Annotated in this window: 8 protein-coding genes; all 8 read right to left on the bottom strand. The window is 64.3% G+C overall.

Annotated features, from left to right (window positions below; translation table 11 throughout):
- Positions 1–57: 57 nt before the first annotated feature.
- Positions 58–543 carry a YbjN domain-containing protein gene (locus F7R11_RS21790; RefSeq protein ID WP_064807914.1) on the bottom strand — a complete coding sequence of 162 codons (486 nt, stop codon included), beginning with the start codon at positions 541–543 and terminating at the stop codon, positions 58–60.
- A 29-nt stretch (positions 544–572) separates the two neighbouring features.
- A complete protein-coding gene (locus F7R11_RS21785; RefSeq protein WP_197495051.1) occupies positions 573–1,283 on the bottom strand; it encodes a hypothetical protein in 711 nt (236 codons plus the stop codon).
- A gap of 11 nt (positions 1,284–1,294) precedes the next feature.
- Positions 1,295–3,070 carry a putative porin gene (locus tag F7R11_RS21780; RefSeq protein WP_082932942.1) on the bottom strand — a complete coding sequence of 592 codons (1,776 nt, stop codon included), beginning with the start codon at positions 3,068–3,070 and terminating at the stop codon, positions 1,295–1,297.
- A gap of 41 nt (positions 3,071–3,111) precedes the next feature.
- The gene (locus F7R11_RS21775; RefSeq protein ID WP_082932943.1) at positions 3,112–3,828 is read right to left on the bottom strand and encodes a TonB family protein; all 717 of its coding nucleotides are present in this window, start codon (positions 3,826–3,828) and stop codon (positions 3,112–3,114) included.
- Between the two features lie 13 nt (positions 3,829–3,841).
- Entirely contained in the window at positions 3,842–4,255 is a 414-nt protein-coding gene (locus F7R11_RS21770) for an ExbD/TolR family protein (protein ID WP_021193588.1), read from the bottom strand.
- Between the two features lie 9 nt (positions 4,256–4,264).
- The gene (locus F7R11_RS21765) at positions 4,265–6,115 is read right to left on the bottom strand and encodes a DUF2341 domain-containing protein (protein WP_082932944.1); all 1,851 of its coding nucleotides are present in this window, start codon (positions 6,113–6,115) and stop codon (positions 4,265–4,267) included.
- 58 nt (positions 6,116–6,173) lie between these two features.
- Positions 6,174–7,820, bottom strand: coding sequence for a ShlB/FhaC/HecB family hemolysin secretion/activation protein (locus F7R11_RS21760; protein ID WP_082932988.1), 1,647 nt, complete (start codon positions 7,818–7,820; stop codon positions 6,174–6,176).
- A 317-nt stretch (positions 7,821–8,137) separates the two neighbouring features.
- Positions 8,138–20,485 carry a filamentous haemagglutinin family protein gene (locus F7R11_RS21755; RefSeq protein ID WP_064807918.1) on the bottom strand — a complete coding sequence of 4,116 codons (12,348 nt, stop codon included), beginning with the start codon at positions 20,483–20,485 and terminating at the stop codon, positions 8,138–8,140.
- Positions 20,486–20,528: the final 43 nt, after the last annotated feature.

The raw sequence follows: 20,528 nt of genomic DNA, 5'->3' as shown, positions 1-20,528 counted from the left end.
GGGCTTTTTTCATGGTCGTGCAAACGCTGCAGCATCAAAGCAGAACGATGGATTGCATTACTGCGCGACGGCTTCCGTGGACTGAGCTGCGTTTACATCCGATGCAACGGCCTGTGCTTCCGGCTCATCGCGGTAGTTGCGCAGGTAGACGAAGAACTCGCCCATCATCTGCATCCACAAGCGGATCTGCATGGCCAAGTACTCGTTGGAGATGCCGCCAGCGGCGATCACATCCATCTCCAGCACAACAAAATCACCGTGCTGCGCGAGGCGTGCAAAGCGGCGCGAGCGGTGCCAATCAGCAATCAGCCCGTCGGGCAGCGTGCCACCCTGCACACGCAGCGGGCAGCTCAGCGTGAAGTCTGCATAGTGATCTGGCTCGATGGCGTTGCCCCACAGAATCTGGAAGCTGATGCCATGGCTGGCGCTGGTCAGATGGGTGATGCCACCTTGCTCGATGGCAGTCACAGCGCCGCCGGCCGCCTTGATGGCGTCAGACACATTGGTGGGGGAAAGCGTGGTCAGCATGGACATGGGCGTCATGTGCGTGAGTGAATCGGTGAGGAGAAAACTCAGGGCGCCTTGGGCGCTTCCGCGTGTGGCGCAGAGGCTTCGGGCGCAGAGGCAGGCGTGGGCGCGGTAACAGCACGCGGATCAAAGCGCCCTTCGTACAGCTTGTCGCCATATTCCTGCGCGATTTGCTCGTACTTGACGCGCGACTTGGTGGCGAATGGCTGGCGCGCGGCGATGACGGTGCTCACATCCATCGACTCGTAGGCGGTGAGCACTTCCTGGCCGACGGCGTAGAGCTTGGCGTTCTTGGCCTCGCATTGCTGCAAGGCGTTCTGCTGCGTGGTGGATGCAGTGGTCAGCTTCTGACGTTCGGCTTCGCTGGCGCGGGCACGGCGCAGCAGTTCGTCGTACGCGGCCCGCAGTTGCGTGATCTGCGTGTTGGCCTTTTCCGCCACGGTTTGCGCTTCGCGATGCGCGGCAGCACTGCCCTCGCTCAGTTGGCGAGTGCGAACGCGCTCCGCTTCAAGCTGCGCGCGCAGGTCGGCAAGTTCTTTCTTGGCGGTATCAGACGTGGGCGCGTTGGCACCCCCACTGGCCTGCAGTTGCGCGAGCTGCGCCTGCGCTTGCTGAAGCTGCGTTGTGGTGGCACGCAACTGCGTGCGCAAGCGTTCTTCCATGCTGGGCTGTTGCGCCAGCGCAGCGCACGGCACCAGCGATGCCGCTGCCAGCAGCATCAACAGCAACCGTGAGGCAATTCGGTTCTCGTCCACGTCGCCTCCCCTCAGAACTTGGCGTTGAAGTCGAGCTGCAGCGTGTCGATCGACAGGCGCGGGCCGGTGACTTCACGCGTGGAGATCCAGCGGCCGGTGAACCAGGCGTTCTTGTCCACCGCGTACGAGCCGCCAAAGTAGTAGCCGCGGCCGTTGGTGCCGCCGCCGTGGAAGGTCGGGTCGTTGTAGCCGTCGGGCATGGAATCCGCTTCGATGCGCTTGTAGCCGGCGATGACGTTCCAATCGCCACGCGCGCTTGGGGCCGGCTTGCCGAAGGTGGCCTGCAGCATGTAGGCATTGCCGCCGCTGCGGAAGTCCGAGCGGTTCGTACCCCCGGTGCCGCCGAAGTTGTTGACGATGCCGCCAGGCCCAGCGTGCTGCCATATCTTGTCGGCGTCGTAGGCCAGGTTGCGGATGTAGTTGGCATCGAAGCGCAGGCCATAGTTGCCCATGATCTTGGTGTCCCAACGCGCGTTCAAATCCAGCAGACGGAACTCGGATGCCAGGCCCACGTACTGCGGCTGCGGCGTGTTGGCCGGGTCCAGCGGGTTGAGCGCGATATTGCGCAACAGCATCAACGTGTTGCCCTTCTGCATGAAGGCCGGGCGTGACCAGTCCGTACTGCAGTTGTCCAGCCCCGAGTACAACGCGCACGGTTGCGACACCTGCCCCGTGACGTTGTTGAAGTTGTAGTAGCCCACCGCACCACGCACCGTGTTGCGCGAGTCCACCTTCCACTCCGCACCCGCCTGAGCAGCGAACAGCCACTTGTTCTGGCTTGAGCTCTTGTCCTGGCTGCGGCTGGGGAAGCCATCGGCCGAGTACTCCAGCGGAATCACGCCGGCGGTACCGAACACGGTGATGGTGTCGCCGCGCAGCGTCTTGCTGAAGTTGGCGGCAATGCCATCAAAGTTCAGGTCTTGCGAAAACAGCAGGTCGGTCGACCAGAACGGATTGGCAAAGCGGCCGCCCGTGATCGTCACCCAGTCAGCCGGCTTGTGCGAGATCCATGCCTGATCCAGCCACACGTTCTTCTTGCCCTGCGCGGTGCCCAGCAACTGCGTGGTCGACACAGGGTTGTTGTCGCTGCCCGAGGCCAGGCGGATGCCTGCCTGCGTGCTCTCCGAGATGTCGGCAAAGACGCCCAGCCGCGCCCGCACACGCCATTGGTTACGGCGGTTCTGTGAAGTGTTGAGCAGCGGCGGCAGCTTGGTGTTCGTGTTGCTGTTGACGTCGAAACCGGAGCCGGCGTTGATGGCTGCCCAGTCGATTTCGATGTTGCTGTTCTGGTTGGACAGGAAGCGCGATTCGTTGCGCACGCGCACGTCGCCTTCCACGCGGATGCCCTGCGTCCAGGCGGGAATGGCATCGGGTGCGGCCCAGCGCTCGGTCTTGGCTTGGGCCAGCACCTCGCTCTTGACCTCGTCGCGAATCTGGTCGCGCACGGTCTGCGGCACGTAGGGCACGCGCACATCGCCGGGCTCGGCCTTCACGCCTGCCGTTTGCGTAGGTTGAGCCGCCTGCGCGGCCACCTGGCGCTGCAGTTGCTGCGTAGCCTGCGCTTCGGCACGGGCCTGCGCGAGCAGTGCTTCGCCGACGTCTTTCTTGAGTGCACCGCTCTGGATCAGGCCGCGGATGAGCTTGACCATCGTGGTCTCGCCCGTGGCAGCTTGCGCGTGCACGCTGCCCGACGCGATCAACAGGCCGGCAGCCGATGCCAGTGCAGCGGCACGGAATGGGTGGGTAACGGGGTTGAGTGCCATGTTGTTGGAAGAAGTGCGTTGCATGCTGGAATGCCGGCCCGCCCTGGCGCGCCGGCGTGTCGTTGTCAGCCGGCGGGCCGTTTGCCTTGCAGCGTCACCCGCTGCGGAAACTGCAGGGAAGCCGGTGGCCGCTCATCCACACGCTCAATCGCGCGCAAGGAGGCGAGCACGGCCTGGTCGGTGTCGGCATTGCCGCTGCCGTGCACCAACTCAACGCGGGTGACGCGGCCGTTCGGGTCCAGCCACACGTTCACCTGCATCAGGAACGCCAGGCGGCGTACGCGGTCATCGCGCGACAGGGCCTGCTGCAGCACGTAGCCGAAGTAGCGGCCGTACGTGGCATTGCCGCCGCCGGCACCCGTACCGCTCATGCCCCCGCCCTTGCCTGCGCCGATACCGAAGGCGTCAGTGCCGGCCTGCCCGTCGGCGTTCATCGTGACGGGGTCGGACAGGTCCTTCGCCGGGTTGGGCGTGTCGTCTGCAGGCTTGGGTGTTTCAGGGGTGGGGTCGGGCTTGGGCTCCACCACTTCGGGCTTCACCTTGTCAGGCTCAGGTTGCTTTTCGGGCTGTGGCGGAGGCGGCGGAGGTGGTGGCGGCTGCAGCACGAGCATCGGCGTGGACGGAGCCTCACGCTTGGTGCTGGCCGTGCCCGCGAGCAGATACCACACCACCGCCACGACGATCAGCACCGCTACGGCGCCGATCACATGGCCGCCCCAACGCCGCCAGAAAGCAGGTTGCGGATCGGCAGTAGGCGCGGACGGGTTCAGGTCGAGCTGCATGGTTGCGCCGCCCTTATGCCGCCGGCTTGCCGGTTACCAGACCGATCTGGTTGAGCTCGATCTTGCGCAGCAGGTCGAGCACCTCCACCACCTTGGCGTACTGCACGGACGAATCGCCACGCACAATCACCGGAAAATCTGGCGTGATGGCCTTCTCGGTGCGCAGGCGGTCTTCCAGCTCGGGCAGCGTCACCGGATACGCATCCAGGAACACCTGCCCGTTGTTGTCGATGGTGATGGCTTTGGTTTTTGGCTTTTCCAGGGCTACCGACGCGCTGGCCTTCGGCAGGTTGACCTTGATACCGGGAATGCTCGCGTTGCTGGTCAGGATGAAGATCACCAGCACCACCAGCAGCACATCCACGAACGGCGTGATGTTGATACCGCTGGCGCGCTTCTTGGGCCCAAAGCGGGACACGTTTGCCATGGCGGCCCCTTACTCGCGGTGCGGCGCGGCCGGACTGGCCACAAAGCCGCCGCCCGACGTGTCGGCGCGGTGGTCTGCGTGTGCAGCACGTGGCGCGGTATCGCCCAGTACAACGGTGGCGCGACCATCGCCGTGCTCTTCCGCCAGGCGCGTGGCGAACTCGTCCACGAACACGGCCATGTCCGCTGCAATGGCGTCGGAACGCGAGGCGAGCCAGTTGTAGCCAAACAGCGCGGGAATGGCCACGCCCAGGCCAGCCGCGGTACACAGCAGTGCCGCAGCCATGCCCGGCGCCACCGAGTTGATGTCCACTGCGCCAGCCATGGCCGCCACCACGAACACCAGCATGATGCCGATCACCGTGCCGAACAGGCCGACGTACGGGGCACCCTCAATGGTGGTGGACAGCCAGTTCATGCGGCGCGCCATGCGCTCGTTCTCGCGCACCATCACGCCTTCCATGGCGGCGCGAATGGCGGCGATGGTGGCAGCAGAAACGGCGTTGATGTCGAAGCCGCGCTCATGCCGCAACTGCATCTCACGGATGGCGATCTCGTACAGGCGCCACAGCGAGGAATCCTGTCGGACATCAGCGCCCACCTTGCCACCGCGCACCAGCGAATCGAGCGACGTGCCCGCCGTCTCGCGGAACACCACCATAAAGCGTGCGTTGGCGCGCGACACCGTGCTGTAGTAGCGGCTCTTGGTGATCATGATGGCCCACGATCCGGCCATCATCAGGCCCAGCACGCACACCACCACCCACGCGTCGACTGGCATGGCTGCGAGGATGAAGCCGAAGTGACTCTTGCCGGCTTGCTGCTCATCCGGGCCCATCGACACCAAGCGCGATTCGGCACCTTGTGCAATGGCATCGGCTTGAATCAAGCCCGCCGGGCGAGCCGTCTTGGACAAGCGCAGTTCATCAATGGCACCGTTGAACGGATTCAACCCCGCGCCACCCGGTGCATCGCCGCCCACGGCAGCCGCACTGTTGAGCGCGGGCAGATGTGCCTCCAAGGTGGCCGCAACCGTGCCATTGACATACAGATGCACACCTTGCTCATCCGCGGTAGCCGCCACGTGCGACCACTGGCCATCACGCACCGGTTGGCCAGGTGCACTGCGTTGGCCGTTCACCTGCACAAACGGCACGCCGTTGTCCACGCCGAGCACAAACTCGTTGGCACCATCGCGGCGTGCGTAGATGACTTGCCCTGCCGCCAGCTTCTCAGGCCGCACCCACGCCGATACCGTGAACGTGCCATTGGCCTGCGTGGTCAACGATGGGGACGCCGGCAGCATCAGCGGCGTGCCGTTGAACTGCGCACCCTTGCCGATCACCGCACCATCCAGCGTGGTGACGGGCGTTTGCGCGTGGTTGCCGTAGGCCGTCGTGTCACGCGGCGGCGCGCCGGTCTCACCAAAGTGATAGACCGCGGTGTAGTCCGGGTCGAAAGTCAGTTGGCCGTTGCCCGATGCCGGCGCCTTGCGGTTGCCGTAGTACATCCAGATGCGTTGCGGCGCGCCGGTCGTTACTGTCGGCACATCCACCCACACCAGCGCGATGCCCAGAAGCGGGTCGAACTGCTCGATCTGGTGGTTCAGCACGGTCTTGTCATCGGCGGCAACAAAGCGCAGGTCGGCGCCGTTCTCGCTCGTGCCGTCAAAGCTAAAGTTGCCGGTGTGCAGGCGCACCAGCACGGGCGTGCGGCCGGCATCGCTCTTGAGTGCACCGCCTTGCGGGCCCGCATCCACGGTGATCGGTTTGCGATAGGCCCAATCAGGCTGCCACCACGCCAGCGCGGTGCCGGGCAGGAAGGCGCTCAGCAACGTGAGCAGAAACAGAATGCGTCGCATGGCAGAAACTCTCCGAAGACAAAGCAGGTAAGCGGTTAGACGTGGCGCGATAGCGCGTTCAATAGCTGGCGTTCACGCTGAAGTTCACACGCGGCGTGTGCGCACGCGTGCTGGGGCCGTCGCGCAGCGGATAGCCGAACTCCAGGCGGCCACGCACGTAGTCGGTCAACTTGAAACTGGTGCCAAAGCCAAGCGAGAGGAGCGAGAAGCTGCTCGCCTGCTCCACCTGCGCCTGCCGCAAGCGCAGGTAGGCGGCATCGGTAAAAAGGTAGAAGCGCACTTCGTCCAGTGCGGGCGCGAACTTCGTGTACGGCGCAGTCCGCCACTCGAACGAAGCCAGCGCACCGTAGTCACCCGTCGCTTCCGCAGACAGGTAACCACGCACGCTACTCATGCCGCCGGCGGCAAACTGCTCGCTGGAAACCAATGGCGAATCCGACAGTTGCCCTGCCACACGCACCACGGCTTGTGAACCGCCCTGGAAGGTGTGCGTTTCGGTGGCGTCAGCCTTGAAAGCGAGGAAGCTCGAACGCGAGTTCACGCGCTTGTAGTCGTATGCACGCTCATCGCTGCCGTAGCCGAACAGGCTGCGCGTACCGGCAGTGGCGCTCAGGTTCAGGCTGAGCGTGTCACGCTCGCTCTGGCGATAGCCCGTGTAATACAGCGAGATGGGCGCGTACTTGAGCGGCACGTGGTCGCTTGTGTTGCCAAAGCGCAGGCTCTCGGCGTTGTCTTTGAAATCGATTCCCACGCCGATCTGTTGCCACCACGCACCCGCCGTCGGCAGTACGTAGTTGGCTTTCACGCCCACGGCGTGGCCCTTGCCCAGCACGCTGGTGCCGCCCGTCGTGGCAACGTTGCTGTCGGACTTGTAGCCCGAGAACTCCAGGCTCCAGTTCGTATCGGGAATCGGTGCGGTGTATGCACCCGACCACACACGCGCCTGGCTGAAATCCTGCGGTGCCCCAAAGAACGACAGCGACGCACGGTGCCCGAGCTGCCACAGGTTGTCGTGGCTGACCGAGGCCGTCATCCGCAACGGGCGCGTCTCGGCACTGCGGTCATTGTTCAGGCCGATGCTGGCGTGCACTGGCGACTTGTCGTCCACCTTCAGGTCGACATCCATCGTGCCGGGCACCGACCCCGGACGCACCACCGGAATCACTTGGCGATCGGCCCGGTTGAGCGTCGACAGCTCCGTCTGCGCCTGCGTGAAATCCGGCACCTTGCCTTCCTGCAGTGCAGGCACGCCTTCACGCACCAAACGCGGCGAGGTGTACTCGGCGCCCGTCACGCGCACGCGGCCCACACGTGTTTCGTTCACCTGCAGGATCACCACGCCGCCCGTCACCTGCTGTTCTGGCAGATCCACATAGACAGACTGATAGCCCTTGGCCTGATACACCGCCAGCAGTGCGGCGCGCGCGTCTTCAATGTCCTTGAGCGTGCGATCCGGACCAAGAAACGGTGTGACGGTCTTCTCGATGGTGCGGATGTCGAGCGTGGTGTTGCCGCGCACGACGTACTCATTGATGTTGACCTTGCGTTGCGATGCAGCCTCGGAAGACGGCGCTGCAACCGGTGCGGCAACGGGCGCCGGTGGCTCTTGCGCCAGGACCACGCCCGGCATCAGCAGCGACAGCATCGCCAGCCGGACACTCCCCGCAGACCTGCGTTGTTTGCGGCGTTGTTTGAATTGGGACATGCGTTGGCTCGGTGCCGATTCGGCATTCATTCGTGTGTTGTGCGACGTGCGACTGTGTCGTTGGCCAGCCGTCGGTCTTCACAGGAATGACGTTTGCTGAAATGCAAATCCGCAAACATTTTGTGATGTCACGCAAGCTTCATGAAGCGAGGCGCGACACGGCATCGCGTGATCGAACACACGCCATCAAGCCTTATGGGAAGGGGCTCTGCGGCGCATCCACATGTTTGGATGCGCCGCAGAGTGAGAGAGCATCGCGCGATGTATGACTGCGCGATGACGACGTGATGAAGAACGCTTGCTGCCCGCTTACGGCATCACAGGTTCTTGCGTTCGGCAGCGGTGAGCCGCATCTTCTGGCGCTCGGTCAGATCACCATTTCCGATCATCTGGAAGGCGCTGCCAGGGTCGTAGCTGCTGCGGTCCTGACGCTCGGGCGGCGGTGCCTTCTGCGCGCCGTCGCCGTTCTCGCCACCGCATGCTCCGCCGTAGCCGAGCACCTGCACGGTGATGATGGACGGCAGCCCATTGCGCGCTGCGGCCTGCTGCTGGCGCATCACGTCTTGCGCCGCCTGCGTGGCCGAGTTGGCCGCCGCGCTGGCCGAGCTGAGCGCACTCACGTTGACCAGCGCCACCGTCGGGATGCCGCGCGACTCGCCTTGCGCCTGGATGTTGGCCGCATTCACGACGCGCAGTGCTGCCACGTTGATATCGCCCGACACGCGGATGCCCGCTTCGCCGGGGTCCACCGTGCCCAACGGCGCGATCAGGTCCACATCGCCGCGGGGCACTTCCGGAATCGGGTTGAGTGTGGCAATGCCCGCACCCGAACTCGGCACCTGCGGCGACAGCGTGACGTTGCCCGCGTTGTCATACACACGCAGCGGTGGCGTGTAGAGCAGCGACGTTTTCGAGCCGCGCCCCGCATTGATATCGCCTTCTGCCGACCACACCAGAATGCCGCCGCCAAACGTGGTCATGATGCGCGACAGGCCCAGCAACACGCTGTCCTTCGAATAGATCTGGATGTCGCCTGCCCCTTGTGTGAGCAGGCCCGACGTGGCCGGCGGAGCCAGCCCTTCCACACCGACGATCAACTTGCCGCCTGGCGTGAGCGTTTGAATGCCGCCACCGAAGTCCGTGCGAATGCCCGAGGGGCCGAACATCGTGATGGTGCCGTCGCGCTGGATCGGTCGGCCCTGCGCATCCTTATCCGGGAACAGCGATGCAATGGCCTGGCGCCCACGCAGGTAGCTGCCGAAACGTCGGCTGGTGGGGTCGTTGTACTCACGCCCGCCCGCCTGCAGCTCGTTGAAGTACACCGAGCGCGCAAACACGCGTTGCTGCTCGGGCGGCAGGCCCAGGTAGAACGCAAGTGCACCGTCTTGCGTGCCCTTGTAGTCAAAGCGGGCCTGCAGCCAGTTGAGCAACTCCTTCTCGTACGTCTTGGCGACCTTACCCGTCTGGTCGGCCAGCGGTGCGCTCGGGTTGACCAGATTTCCTGCATCGAGGTAGCGACGTGCAAACGTCGTGAAATCCGCGCCTGCTGCACCCGCGCCTGCCATTACGCTGATGCCTGCGCCGCTGCCGCGATCGTCCGGACTGACAGAGATCGCGGTGCCAATACGGCCGATGCTCTCCAGCAACCCCTTGTCCGCCTGATACAGGTTGCGGCCGGCGGTGACCTCCAACGTGCCAGGGCCGGCCACGCGGAAGTTGCCGAACAGGATGTCGCGGCCAGCGGAGACAACGGAGATGTCGTTAGGGTTGTTGTTGAGGAGGAGGTTGCCGGTGGAGGTCGGGCCCCAGCCGCTATTCGTCGAAGTTCCCGGTGGCGTGCCCGCGCCAACAATATCTCGGCCCGCAACGATCCACACCGGCTTTGCCGCGACATACCACGTCGACTGCGATTTCGGAGACGAATCTGTCCCACCGCGCGTGAAGTCCAGAATCTCGCCCGTGCGCAGGCCAACGATGTCACCATTGACGGCATAGAACCGCGCCGGCTTAGTGTCCTTAGCATGCAGCACGCCTGATGCAGTATCCGCGCCAAACGTGAACAGAGGCGTGCCGTCAACGCCTCGCGGCAACGAGCTCTCCGGGCTGGTGTTGTTCACCAGCGGGCCCGGCGTTCCAATCGCGTAGCCTCGGAAGCCCGGGTGGAATGGCGTGGCCAGCGCGGATTGCGCAGCGCCAGACTGACTGATCGCGTAGCCGTTTGCATACAACGACCCATTGGCGAGGATTTCCAGTTGACCGCTCGGCGACGGCGCCAGCACCAGCGAAGTCGACAGATCCTGGCCAGCACCGTAGTAGATGCCGCCTCGCGCCGAAACGGCACGCAGCGTACCCGGATAGACAAAGCGGCTGTCCGTTGCCCCACCCACATCCGTCGCAGTGGTGGCCGGTGCAGCGGTTTGTGTGGTCGGCGCAAGATTTCCGCCTGCCGAGAACAGATTGAGCGCGGTCCGGTCGGTCCACAGCGAGAACCAGCTGTAACCACCGCCGGGTTGAGGGGCAAGCACGCCGCCCACTGTCGGCAGATAGGGCGTGGCGACCGGCTGCACCAGGCGGCCCGCATCGGCCGCACCGCTCAGCACCAAATCGCGGCGCGTGGACAGATCGACATTGGCATCGCCCGGTACCACCACCACCCCACCGAATGGCGTTGCATCGTTGGCAGCGAATCTATCGACACCGCGCGGGTCGCTGGTCGTTGTTTTTCCGTAGGTCAGATCAAGACGTCCAATCGATCCTGCATCGACCCGAATATTGCCGCGCAGGTTGGTCAGCACACCGCTGCTATCCTGGCTCACGCTGCCCACGGCAGATGTCCGCTCGATCGGGTTGATCGCCCCACCAACGCGGAGCAGCAGATCGCCGCCACCGGTCAGCACCAGCTTGCCATCCGCGCCAAGGCGCCCAGTACTTGCGATGCCGAGGTTCAATGCCTGGCTGGCTGGCATCGCACCGGCGTTCGGGTTAGACAGCATGCCGGCATCACTTCCGGCCGTCACCTGAAGGTTGCCCCCGCCGAGCGTACCAATGCCGGTGAAACCCGTAACGAAGGGGGTCAACGCGCTGGCACTGGTCGGTGACGGTGCACCAGTGCCATTAATCGGGTAAACATAGGTACCGAAATTCACCCACCAGGCAGTCGGCAGCCCCGATTCCGCACCGCCCTGGCGCCACAGCCAGTCGCCTGGGTTGTTGTTGGAGCGGACCGAGCCATCGTTGGTGCGGCCCTGCGTACGACCGAGGATCGCCCCTTGGGCGGACAGCAGCACGTTGCCGCCGCGCTCCGGATACCAGGCCTGATACAGGCTCGTAGCAGGATCCCCGTTGACAAAGGGTTCGAAAACCGTGCCGGCCGGCCCCAGCACAGTGGTACCGCTGTTGGACAGCTCGACACCACGCGGCTGGTTGTAGAGGTTGCGTCCATCACTGCTTCGCATGGCAGCGGACTGCGTACCTGCCGTGTAGATGCCATATGCCGAGCGCATGTCGATGCTGCCGCCGCTGACGAGGTCCAGATCCCCGGTACCCGTCCTCAGCACGCTAAAAAGCGGAAAGCGCGGCACCAGCACATCACCGGCTGGCAGGTTGATACATGACGTCGGGTTGCAGCCGAACTCGTCATCCGGGCTCACAGGCTCGAAGGGCTTCTTTCCTGAACTGTTGCCAGGCAACCAGTACAAGCCGCCGCTGGTCTGGCGAACATCGCTGGAGCCATGCGCATCGCCCAGCACAAGGTCGCCATTCTGCTTGGCATCCGGGCGCGTGGCGCGGCTGTCAGCCGCCCGTGTATCTGCTCCGCTCACCAAGCGCATGGACCACGAATCGCTCCCGCCGGGCAGCATCGATGCAACAGCCCAGTTCTTGCCCTGCGAACCGCCAACGACATCGCGCAGATTGACGAATTGCACCCCGCCCGGCAGCTTGACATCTGTTGCCCCCGGAATGACGGCGCCAACCTTCAACGCCAGTGCTCCATCCAGCGTTGGCTTGCCGGACGCCACCGCCAGCGGCACACCCTTGGGCCAAGTCAATCGCATGACGGACAGTGTCGAACCAACGATGCTGCCCGGGTCAAGCATCATGCCCGAGCGCAGCACAGCATCCTGGCGCAGCGCAGTTCCGGCCGCGTAGAGCACCTTGCCAGTTGAATCGCGCACTGCGGCCTGCAGTACGGTGCCGGCCGGCAAGGTCACGTTGGCGCGCAAGGTCACGCGCACCGGCAAAACGTAGTTAGCCGGCAACACCAGTTGTTTGAGCGGCACGTCGTAGTTCAACACTGCCCCGGCGGGGAAAGTCGTGCCGTCGGCCAAGGAGATGCCAGTGCGTGGCACGACAATGTCATTGCTATATGGGTTCAAACCCATTGTCAGTGCCCAACCTCGCTCGTCAGGCGTCGTAGGCGGCGGTGCAAACCCGTCAGTCACGCTGCCGAACACCTGCAGCTTGCCACCTGCGCGCACCACCACCGCACCCGGCTCACCCGAACCGCGCACATTGGCGTCAGCGTTGGGGCCGTAGCGGTAGCCCGAAAAATCAAGGTCACCCTTCACGGCCAGGTTGCCATCCGCCGTAGCACTGACAATCTCAACGCCCGGCCGCAGGTGGTAAGCACTACCCGCTGCACGCAACCCGGCAAGGCGCGCCTGCAGGTCGCCATTCGTCCAAGCGGCATTGATGTAGCGCTGGCTGTCGGCATGAATACCGTCCAGCCAGTCTTGCGTGATGACTTGGCTGGGCTTGCCGTCCACGGACGGCGACGTATCGAGCGGCGCGTTGTCATAGCGGCGGAAACCATACACCGCCACGCTGCGTGCACCACGAATATCCAGCGGGCCTGCTGCGTCGATTGCGATATCGCCCTGCGTATCCGCGCCGATACGTGGCGCGCTCAGGCTGACCGTGCCGCGCGCAACGGTATCTGCGGCACGCACGTCAATCACCGCACCGGGGGTCAGCGTCAAACGCCCGTCGGTCGCGCGCAAGTCGACGATGCCACGGTTGGGCGCGTCGATCGGCAGTCCATAGCTGTCCACGCGCAGACGCGTGCCGTGCGCATCCAGCACAGCCCCAGCACCCAGCGTCAAGCCGTTGCGTGCCGCCAGGCGGATCGTGCCCGGTTGCTCGCCGCTGGCATCGACGCGGCCGTTGACGATCAGGCTGCCGCCATCAACCGACGCATTGATCGTATTGGCCTTCAGTTCGTCGCCAACCACGAGATCGCCCTGTTTGATCTGGAAGCTGCGCGCCCCTGTCACACCGCCACTCGTCAGGCGTTGGTTCAGGCCCGCGAAATCATTCAGCGTCTGCGCGCGCACATCCACGCTGCCGGGCTGCCACAGCACGTCGGTACCACCAGCGTCGTAGCGCCCGCTGGTGCCGCCGCGGATGGTGCCGGCAAGATCGACCCGGCCTGCCGCGGCATCCAGTGCCGTGACGGATACGCTGCCTGCCCGGTTGTTTTGCGCAGACACGTCGATCAGCGACGCTGCCGCCTGGCTCACGTTGCCGTGTGCACTGTCGATCAACACGTCACCGCCACTGCTGTACTTGGTCACGTCAACCATCTGCACAGCACGGCCTGCCATGTCGATACGCGCCGCATCGCCCAGTGCGACACCGGTATCGCCCGACACGGTCAGCCTGCCGCTCGGCAGCACGATGGCACTGGCAATGTTGACCGAGCCGCCCTTCAAGCCGATCTCTGCACCTAGCGCATCCCCAGGTACCGTGGCAGGGCTGGCACCAGCCGGTGCCGACACCGTCAAGGCACCACCCGCAGTGAACCGGTTGATGGAACCGGAGTCACCCGTCAGCAACGGCGTGACGAGGTTAAGGTTGCCGCCGCTGTACTGATACCCCGTGGTGGGTTGATATGCACCTTGCGTTTGGTAAACCGACAGCGTGTTGCGATTGTTGGACGTGATGCGCTGGCTGGCCTGCACGTTGAAGTTGGAGAAGCCGAGTGCCAGGCGATCCAGCGTCAACTGCGTGTCGGGTTGCGTGAACGGGCCGTAGCCGAACACCACATCGCGCGCAACAATGTTAAAAGTGCCGCTACCCGTACCGGCGCCGCCGGCGATGACCCCACCTGGCCGCAGGCTCGATGGGGCCTTATTGTTGCCGGAGCGTAAAACGCCATCGCTCAGGCCGTTCCAGATCAGCTTGTCGGTGGTGATAGTCGCTACATCGCCGGAGTTGCCCTGCCCATAGATTGCCGGCGTGTTCAGCACAAACGACGCCAGCGACGACCTGCCCGTCATCGGGTCGATCGTATTGAGCGCGACTGTGCCGTAGAAATTGACCGACTGCGATGCCGTCAGCAGCAGGTTTTCCAGCTTGGGCACACCAATACCCGCATTGCCCGCCAGCAGACGACTGAGCAACGCCTGGTTCAAGCGCAAGCCGTTGGGCAATACGCTTGCGGCCGAATCAAGTGTCGTCTGCTCACCGATGTTGATGCTGGACATCGACAGCGTGAGGGACTTCGCGCCGTAGCGTGCGCTGTCGCTCAGCTTCAGCTGACCAGCGCCCTGCGTGGAGAACAGCAACGAGCCTTCGCCATACAGCTCGGCCTGACCAATCGAGATACCCTTCGATGCCCCCGCCACCGCTGTCTGGGTCACGTTGAGTTGGCCATTGGAGACCGCCAACAGATTTGATTTCGTCGTAAACGTATAGCCGTCGGTGGACGGATAAGGTGTGTCCGCACCTTGTCCTAGCGTGCTGATACGCGCGCCATCCTCAACAATGACACCGCCGGCCTGCGCGATCAGCAGCACTTCACGGGCCTTGAGTTCAGCCCCCGATCGCAGCGTCACCGAGGCAGCCTTACCGCCTAGCATGCGCTGCGAGCCATCGAACAACTGTGTCCCTCCCCCGATCGACATCCGGGGTGCGCCAATTGCATTCAACGCGTTGGCATCCAGCGAGACGAACCCTGCGGTGGGCGTGGCGCCGGATGGCGTGACCTCAATGTTTGGACTACCCCCGATTGGCGAGCCGTCTATCATCAACGAGCCGCCATAGCCGCCCGGGGCACCGTCAAAGCGCGCCGATCCGGCAAATTTCAGCGCTGGCGCACCATCAGCCGGGGCACCATACAGAAGCTGCAACGTCCGGCCGTCGGCAGGCAATAGCGGACGCAGGTTGCCGAAGCGGTTGGCATCGGCACGCACAAAATCAGCATAGCCTGTTTCGTTGTACTGGGAATGCCTGCGCACAACGTTGCCCGGGGTGAGCATGATCTGTGTCGGCAGCGCAGCCTGCACGCCAGTGTTGGCTGTCCCCAGCGTACCGCTTGTCAGGTAGGTTCCGGCGCCCACCTGCGATACGGTTGGTAGCAAGGTTCCGGTGCGACCCAGCTCGACACGGTAAGCGCCCGGCAACAAGGCATACGCTGCCGGCAGCAACGTGTAGACGCCCGGAGCCAGCTCCGGGACGCCGGTACCAATCGTGATCTGCCGCCCCGCAGAAGCGATGTCCGCGCCGGCATCGAACGGAGCATAGGCATTGCGATACCCCGGCACGATGGCATAGACAGCGTTGTTCTGGGCGCTGTACGTGAATGCTGGGTTGGCGTTGATGAACGGCGTCTTTAGCACATCTACCGAGCCACCGCGCCCGCTGATAAAGCCCGCCCCGGCAATGACACCGCCACCTGAAAGATCGAGCACTGCACCGGGTGCGACATCCACCGAGTTGCCGTTGATACGCAGTACACCGGAATAGAAGGTGTCGATCGAACCAGCGCCCGAGACCGGAGCACCATTGGCGGTATAGGTCACCCCATCGGAAGTGCCACCGTACGGCAAGGTCAGACCCGCGCCGCTGACCGAGGTCAGGCTGCCAGGCAGCAGGCGAACCCGGCTAGTCGGCGTGGGTAGATCACTCACGCTCGTGGTACCCAGCAACAAGTTGCCCAGCGGTGCACGCAAGATCCCCCCTTGATCAATGGAGGGCGCAAATACGGACAGCGTCCCGAAGACGCTGTCGGGCACGTTGGGAATCTCTGTGCTGCTGCGTCCAAGCGTGATGCGCTCGGTTGCGGCCAACCGGGCGTTGTTCGAACTAACCGGGTAGACCTGCGCAGCATTGAGCGTGAGCTGGCGCGAGCCACCACCACCGGACTGCACGCGGATGTCACCGGTGCTGTTCAACGTCATGGCGCCGAAGCCCGCACGTGCGATCTGCCCCGGCGGATTCGGAATGGGTTGATCGAAGCTGCCGTAAGCCCCTGCGCCATAGGCGAAGACCAGATCGATCAGGTTTGCATCCACCGTCAGCGCTGCCTTGGTGGCAAGCGGCGAGAGATTCTGCAACTTGAGCCGCTCTGTCACAGCGGTGGTACCACCGCCAACGATCGGATACAACGTACCGCCGAGCGCATTGACAGTGGTTTGATCAAAGCGAACGTACGGTGCGCTCAGGTGTACAGCGGAACCTGCATCAGCACTGGACAACGCATTGCTGCGAATCTGCAGGCTGCGGCCCAGCGACAGATTGACCGGGCCGTCAAACGTAACCATATCGGCATAGACCGACAGCGCATCAAACCCGCCCGCGCCGATACGGTCGACGCCAATTCGCGTCTTGCCGAACGCCAGCGCCGGATCCGCCTTGCCGGGCTGGAAGTCAACCGGCAGCGCAGGCCGATACACAGCGCCGATCAGCAATTCGCGTGGCACGACCATGTCAGGCGATGGCCTGCTATCAGGCGTAGTGCTGTAGCGGGGTGTCTCCAGCGTGACCGACAGGGTTCCACCCGCCGCGCCCGCGCCACCCGCAGCAGCGCGCATCGTGCCGTCGGCGTGGATACCGTTGTAGGACGCCAGCGCGATGGTTCCGCCATCTCCCGCTAAGGCCACCTGTCGCGTGACCAACCCAGTCGGCAACGTCTGGCCGGCCCCTTGCAGAACATCCACGACCGCGCCGGCCCCTGATGCGTCCAGGACGGCGCCAGGGCGGATGATGATGAACGCGTTGGCCGCAGGCTCAATGCCATCATTGGCGCGCGGGCCATTCGGGCCAATGGCGATCGTGCCGCCATTTCCTGCCACACCGTAACGGCGGCCGAACTGATCAACAGCGGTCACCGCCTTCGCCGCAACATCCAGCACGGCATGATCACCGATCCAGATAGAACGCTGAGGATCGAAGTAATCGGCGGGGCTAACGGTGGCCTGGTTCATCTGCAGCACCTTGATCGTGCCGCCCGGCGCGGTAATCGCCCCATCCATCGTGATCTGCCCCGGCGTCTGCAGCGTCACCGTCTGCCCCGGGTCCACCACGATGCGTGCACCCTGGCCCACCTGCAATTGCGAACCGACCAACTGATTCAGAAGTCGATTTGATTGCAGTGTCAGACTCGCCCCACCGCGCTGGATCAGCTTGGCGTTGACCGCATCCTGTTGGTAAACCGGCGGTGTCCAGAGCGTAAGCACGTCGGCCGGGCGGACACCGGTGCCGACCCTGCGCGCCGCATCGGGCACGAAGTAGACCGGCATCTCCACATTCAACGCCGTGCCTGGCGCAACGGTCAGGCCGCGATACCCATTGACGTCGTACGCCGAGAAGCCCTGACGGAAGAAGTCCGGCGTGAGCAACAGTTGCCCCGCCTGCGCACCACTGCCGTTGGAGATCAGTACCTTGTCGGCGGCCACCGTAAGCGTGCCGCCACCGTTGACGCCGTAGCCCTTGATCGTGCTGCCCAGTTGCAGCGAACTGCCGTCGGCGACATCTGGCGCGTTGGGCGGCGTGTTGGCCGTGAGCGTCACGTTGCCCCCCTTGCCGCCGCGCACGCTGCCATTGGCAAGAATGCCTGCGCCCGACGACACGTCAATGGTGCTGCCGCTCGTCAGCGCAATGCCCTGCACACCCTCCATGCTGACGCTGCCACCGTTAAGCCATGCCATGCCGGCCACGGTTGCTGGATCAAGCGCGCCGTTGACCCACAGACCGCTCACGTCCACCGTTGCGCCCTGTGCCAGCGCAATACGCGACTTGCCGTCCTTGGCCAGCGGTGTTGGTTGCGCGGTCGGATTACCCACACGCAGCACGTTGCTCAGGCTCACGTTGCCGCCGTGCGCAACCACATCGGCATTCACATCGATGGACGATGCCGCCACCGACACCGTGCCACCATCCGCCAGTGCAAGACGCTTATCGATGGTCGCATTGCCCTGCGACGCTATGGAAAGCCCCCCCAGCCCCATGTCGTTCAGGCGTTGCGCATCGAGTTGGATCGTGTTGATGCGATCGGCTGACAGCGCATCCTTGAGCGTGATCGGGTCAATCGCGGCCACGTCGCCAATGCGCACCTGCGTGTCGTACGCGCCAGCAAGCCCGTAGCCATCGTAGCGGCCAATGCGCAGCGTAGCCGGAATGGCCACCGCGGTCTGTGCCTGCATGTAGCCATCGGTGGCACTCGTCGATCGCGCCTGGGTCTGGCGCGGGCCGTTATAGACCGCGCTCACGATGTCGCCATCGACCACCGCCGTGGGCGTCGAAAGAATCAGTTGCCCCGCGTCACGTCCGGCTGTGTAGCCGTTCTCCAGCTTCTGGCGCGGCGCAATCAGCGGGCTGTAGAAGTACTCGGTGGTCTTGTTGCCCCAACGCGGGTGCGCAGCTTCAAAGCCTTGGTAGACACCGGTATAGAGCACGTCCATCGGTGCTGACGAAGCATCGTAGAGCTGCCCGTCACGCCCCTTGAAGAACGTCTGGCGCAAGAAGCCCGTCTGCACATCAAGCGAGCCGCCCGACAGGTTGATTGACGAGCCGCGCTGCGTGACGACCTCCTTGCCGCCCAGCATGATGGTGCCGCCCTGCGCAGCCCACTCGCCGATGCTGTGGCCGGTATTGTCTAGATAGCCCCCCACTTCCAGCAGACCGCCGGCGGTGTAGTAACGGTCTTTGTCATACACGCCGGGCTTGGCCGGCACGTAGATGAGACGACGTCGGTCGATCCATACGTTGGCGTTGTTCAGCACGCCGCTGTCGCGATTGCCCGGTGCATCGCGCTGCTCGTTGCCCTGCACGTTCACCTGAACGTTGTTCGATTCCATCGACACTTGCACGCCCACCGCACCGCCCACATCCAGCCTGGCGCGATCGGTCACCAGCGCACGGCGCGCGGCGCTCACCTGAATCTGCCCACCGGTGGCCAGCGACAGCGAGCTGTCTGCGAAGAGCACATCGCCACCCGAGACGATCTCGATGCGCGACAGGTCGCGCCGGTCTGACAAGCGCGAAAGGTTGTCGAACACACCTTGCGCCGTGTCCGCACGCAGCTTGTCTTGCGTGGCGGACTCCTGCAGCAGCGCGTTGCGCTGGCTATCGAGTGCCGTGGCCGCGTCCTGTTCGATCAGGATGGCAGTGGTTGCACCGGGGCCCACTGTCACACGCCCCTTGGTGTCGGTAGCGGAGTTCAGCAGGTGGATCGTGCCGCGCGTGTTGACGGTGGTGGTGGAAATGGCCACACCGTTCTGCGCCACATCGCGCCCGGCCAGCGTGATATCGCCCTGGTTGGCGGCGATCAAGCCATTGTTGACCACATAGCCAGCCGTACTGTTGGCCACGAACTGCGGCGCGATCTCGTTGCCGCGCGTGGTGGATGTGGAGTTGCCATCCGTGCCCACGCCCTTGCGAATGATGAAGCTGTCACCCGCGGCCAACTGCGTCTGGCCCTTGGGCGTGGTAATGGTGCCTGCGTTCTCCACCTCAGTGCCAACCAACAGCACGTAACCGCCGCCCTGCGTAACGGACTGCGGCGCACGCGTGCTGATCTGCGCGCCCGCTTCCACCTTGATCTTGCCGCCTGCGTTGGTGAACGTGGGCGTGGCGTTGTCACCGTACAGTCCCTTGCGAAACTGGTCGTCGGTGACGTTGGCAGCGGCGGCCACCAGGTTGCGCGTGTCGACCTGGCTGCTGCCCGTAAAGATCACGCCATTGCGGTTGACGATGAGCACCGTGCCGTCCGCCTTGATCTGGCCGCGGATCTGGCTGGGCCGCCCGTTCGGATCGTTCACGCGGTTGAGCACCGACCAGTTGGACTGCTGCTGATACTCCACCGTCGTGTTACGGCCAACGTTGTAGGTCTCCCAGTTCAGCACGGCCTTGTCGGCGGTCTGCTGGATGGCCACATTCACGCGGCCGTCCTTGTTGGACTGCACCGGCGCGTTGGCGTTGACCCAACCGCGCGTGAGCGAATTCGTGTCGACCTTCAGGCCGCCATCGGCCAGGCCATCGGGCACATCTGATGAACCGCTGAGTGCGGCTTGCCGCGCTGCATTCTGCGCAGCCTGCTGTGCCGCAATGGCTGCCGCCACGCCGTTGAGGTTGGCCAGCGACTGCTGCAGTTGCTGACGTGCCTGCTGCGATTGCTGCTGCGGGTCGTTGATCAGCGCGACCGGCGTGCCGTTGGGCAACCGGCCGGTGGCGGCTGCCGTGTTCTGCGCCGCGCCGCGCTCGGCAAACCAGGCGCCGCTGAAGGCGCGCGTTTGCGCGTGCGCACTCGCCGCCAACAGCGTGAGTGCCGCCGCCTGCACCAGCGGCTTGATACGCCACGTGTGCACCGGCCGCTTGTCATGAGCGCGTCGGCGATGCGACAGAAACGGAACGGAAGAGGACTTGGCGGGCTGGCTCGGCTGCATGTCAGGAGGCAAACGGACGATCGGACGGCGGCCGCGTCGCTCA

Origin of the sequence: Ralstonia insidiosa (genome assembly GCF_008801405.1) — a bacterium.
In the GTDB taxonomy this organism is placed as follows: domain Bacteria; phylum Pseudomonadota; class Gammaproteobacteria; order Burkholderiales; family Burkholderiaceae; genus Ralstonia; species Ralstonia insidiosa.
Note: the sequence above shows the minus strand (reverse complement) of the source record. Positions and strands in the feature narration are given on the sequence as shown.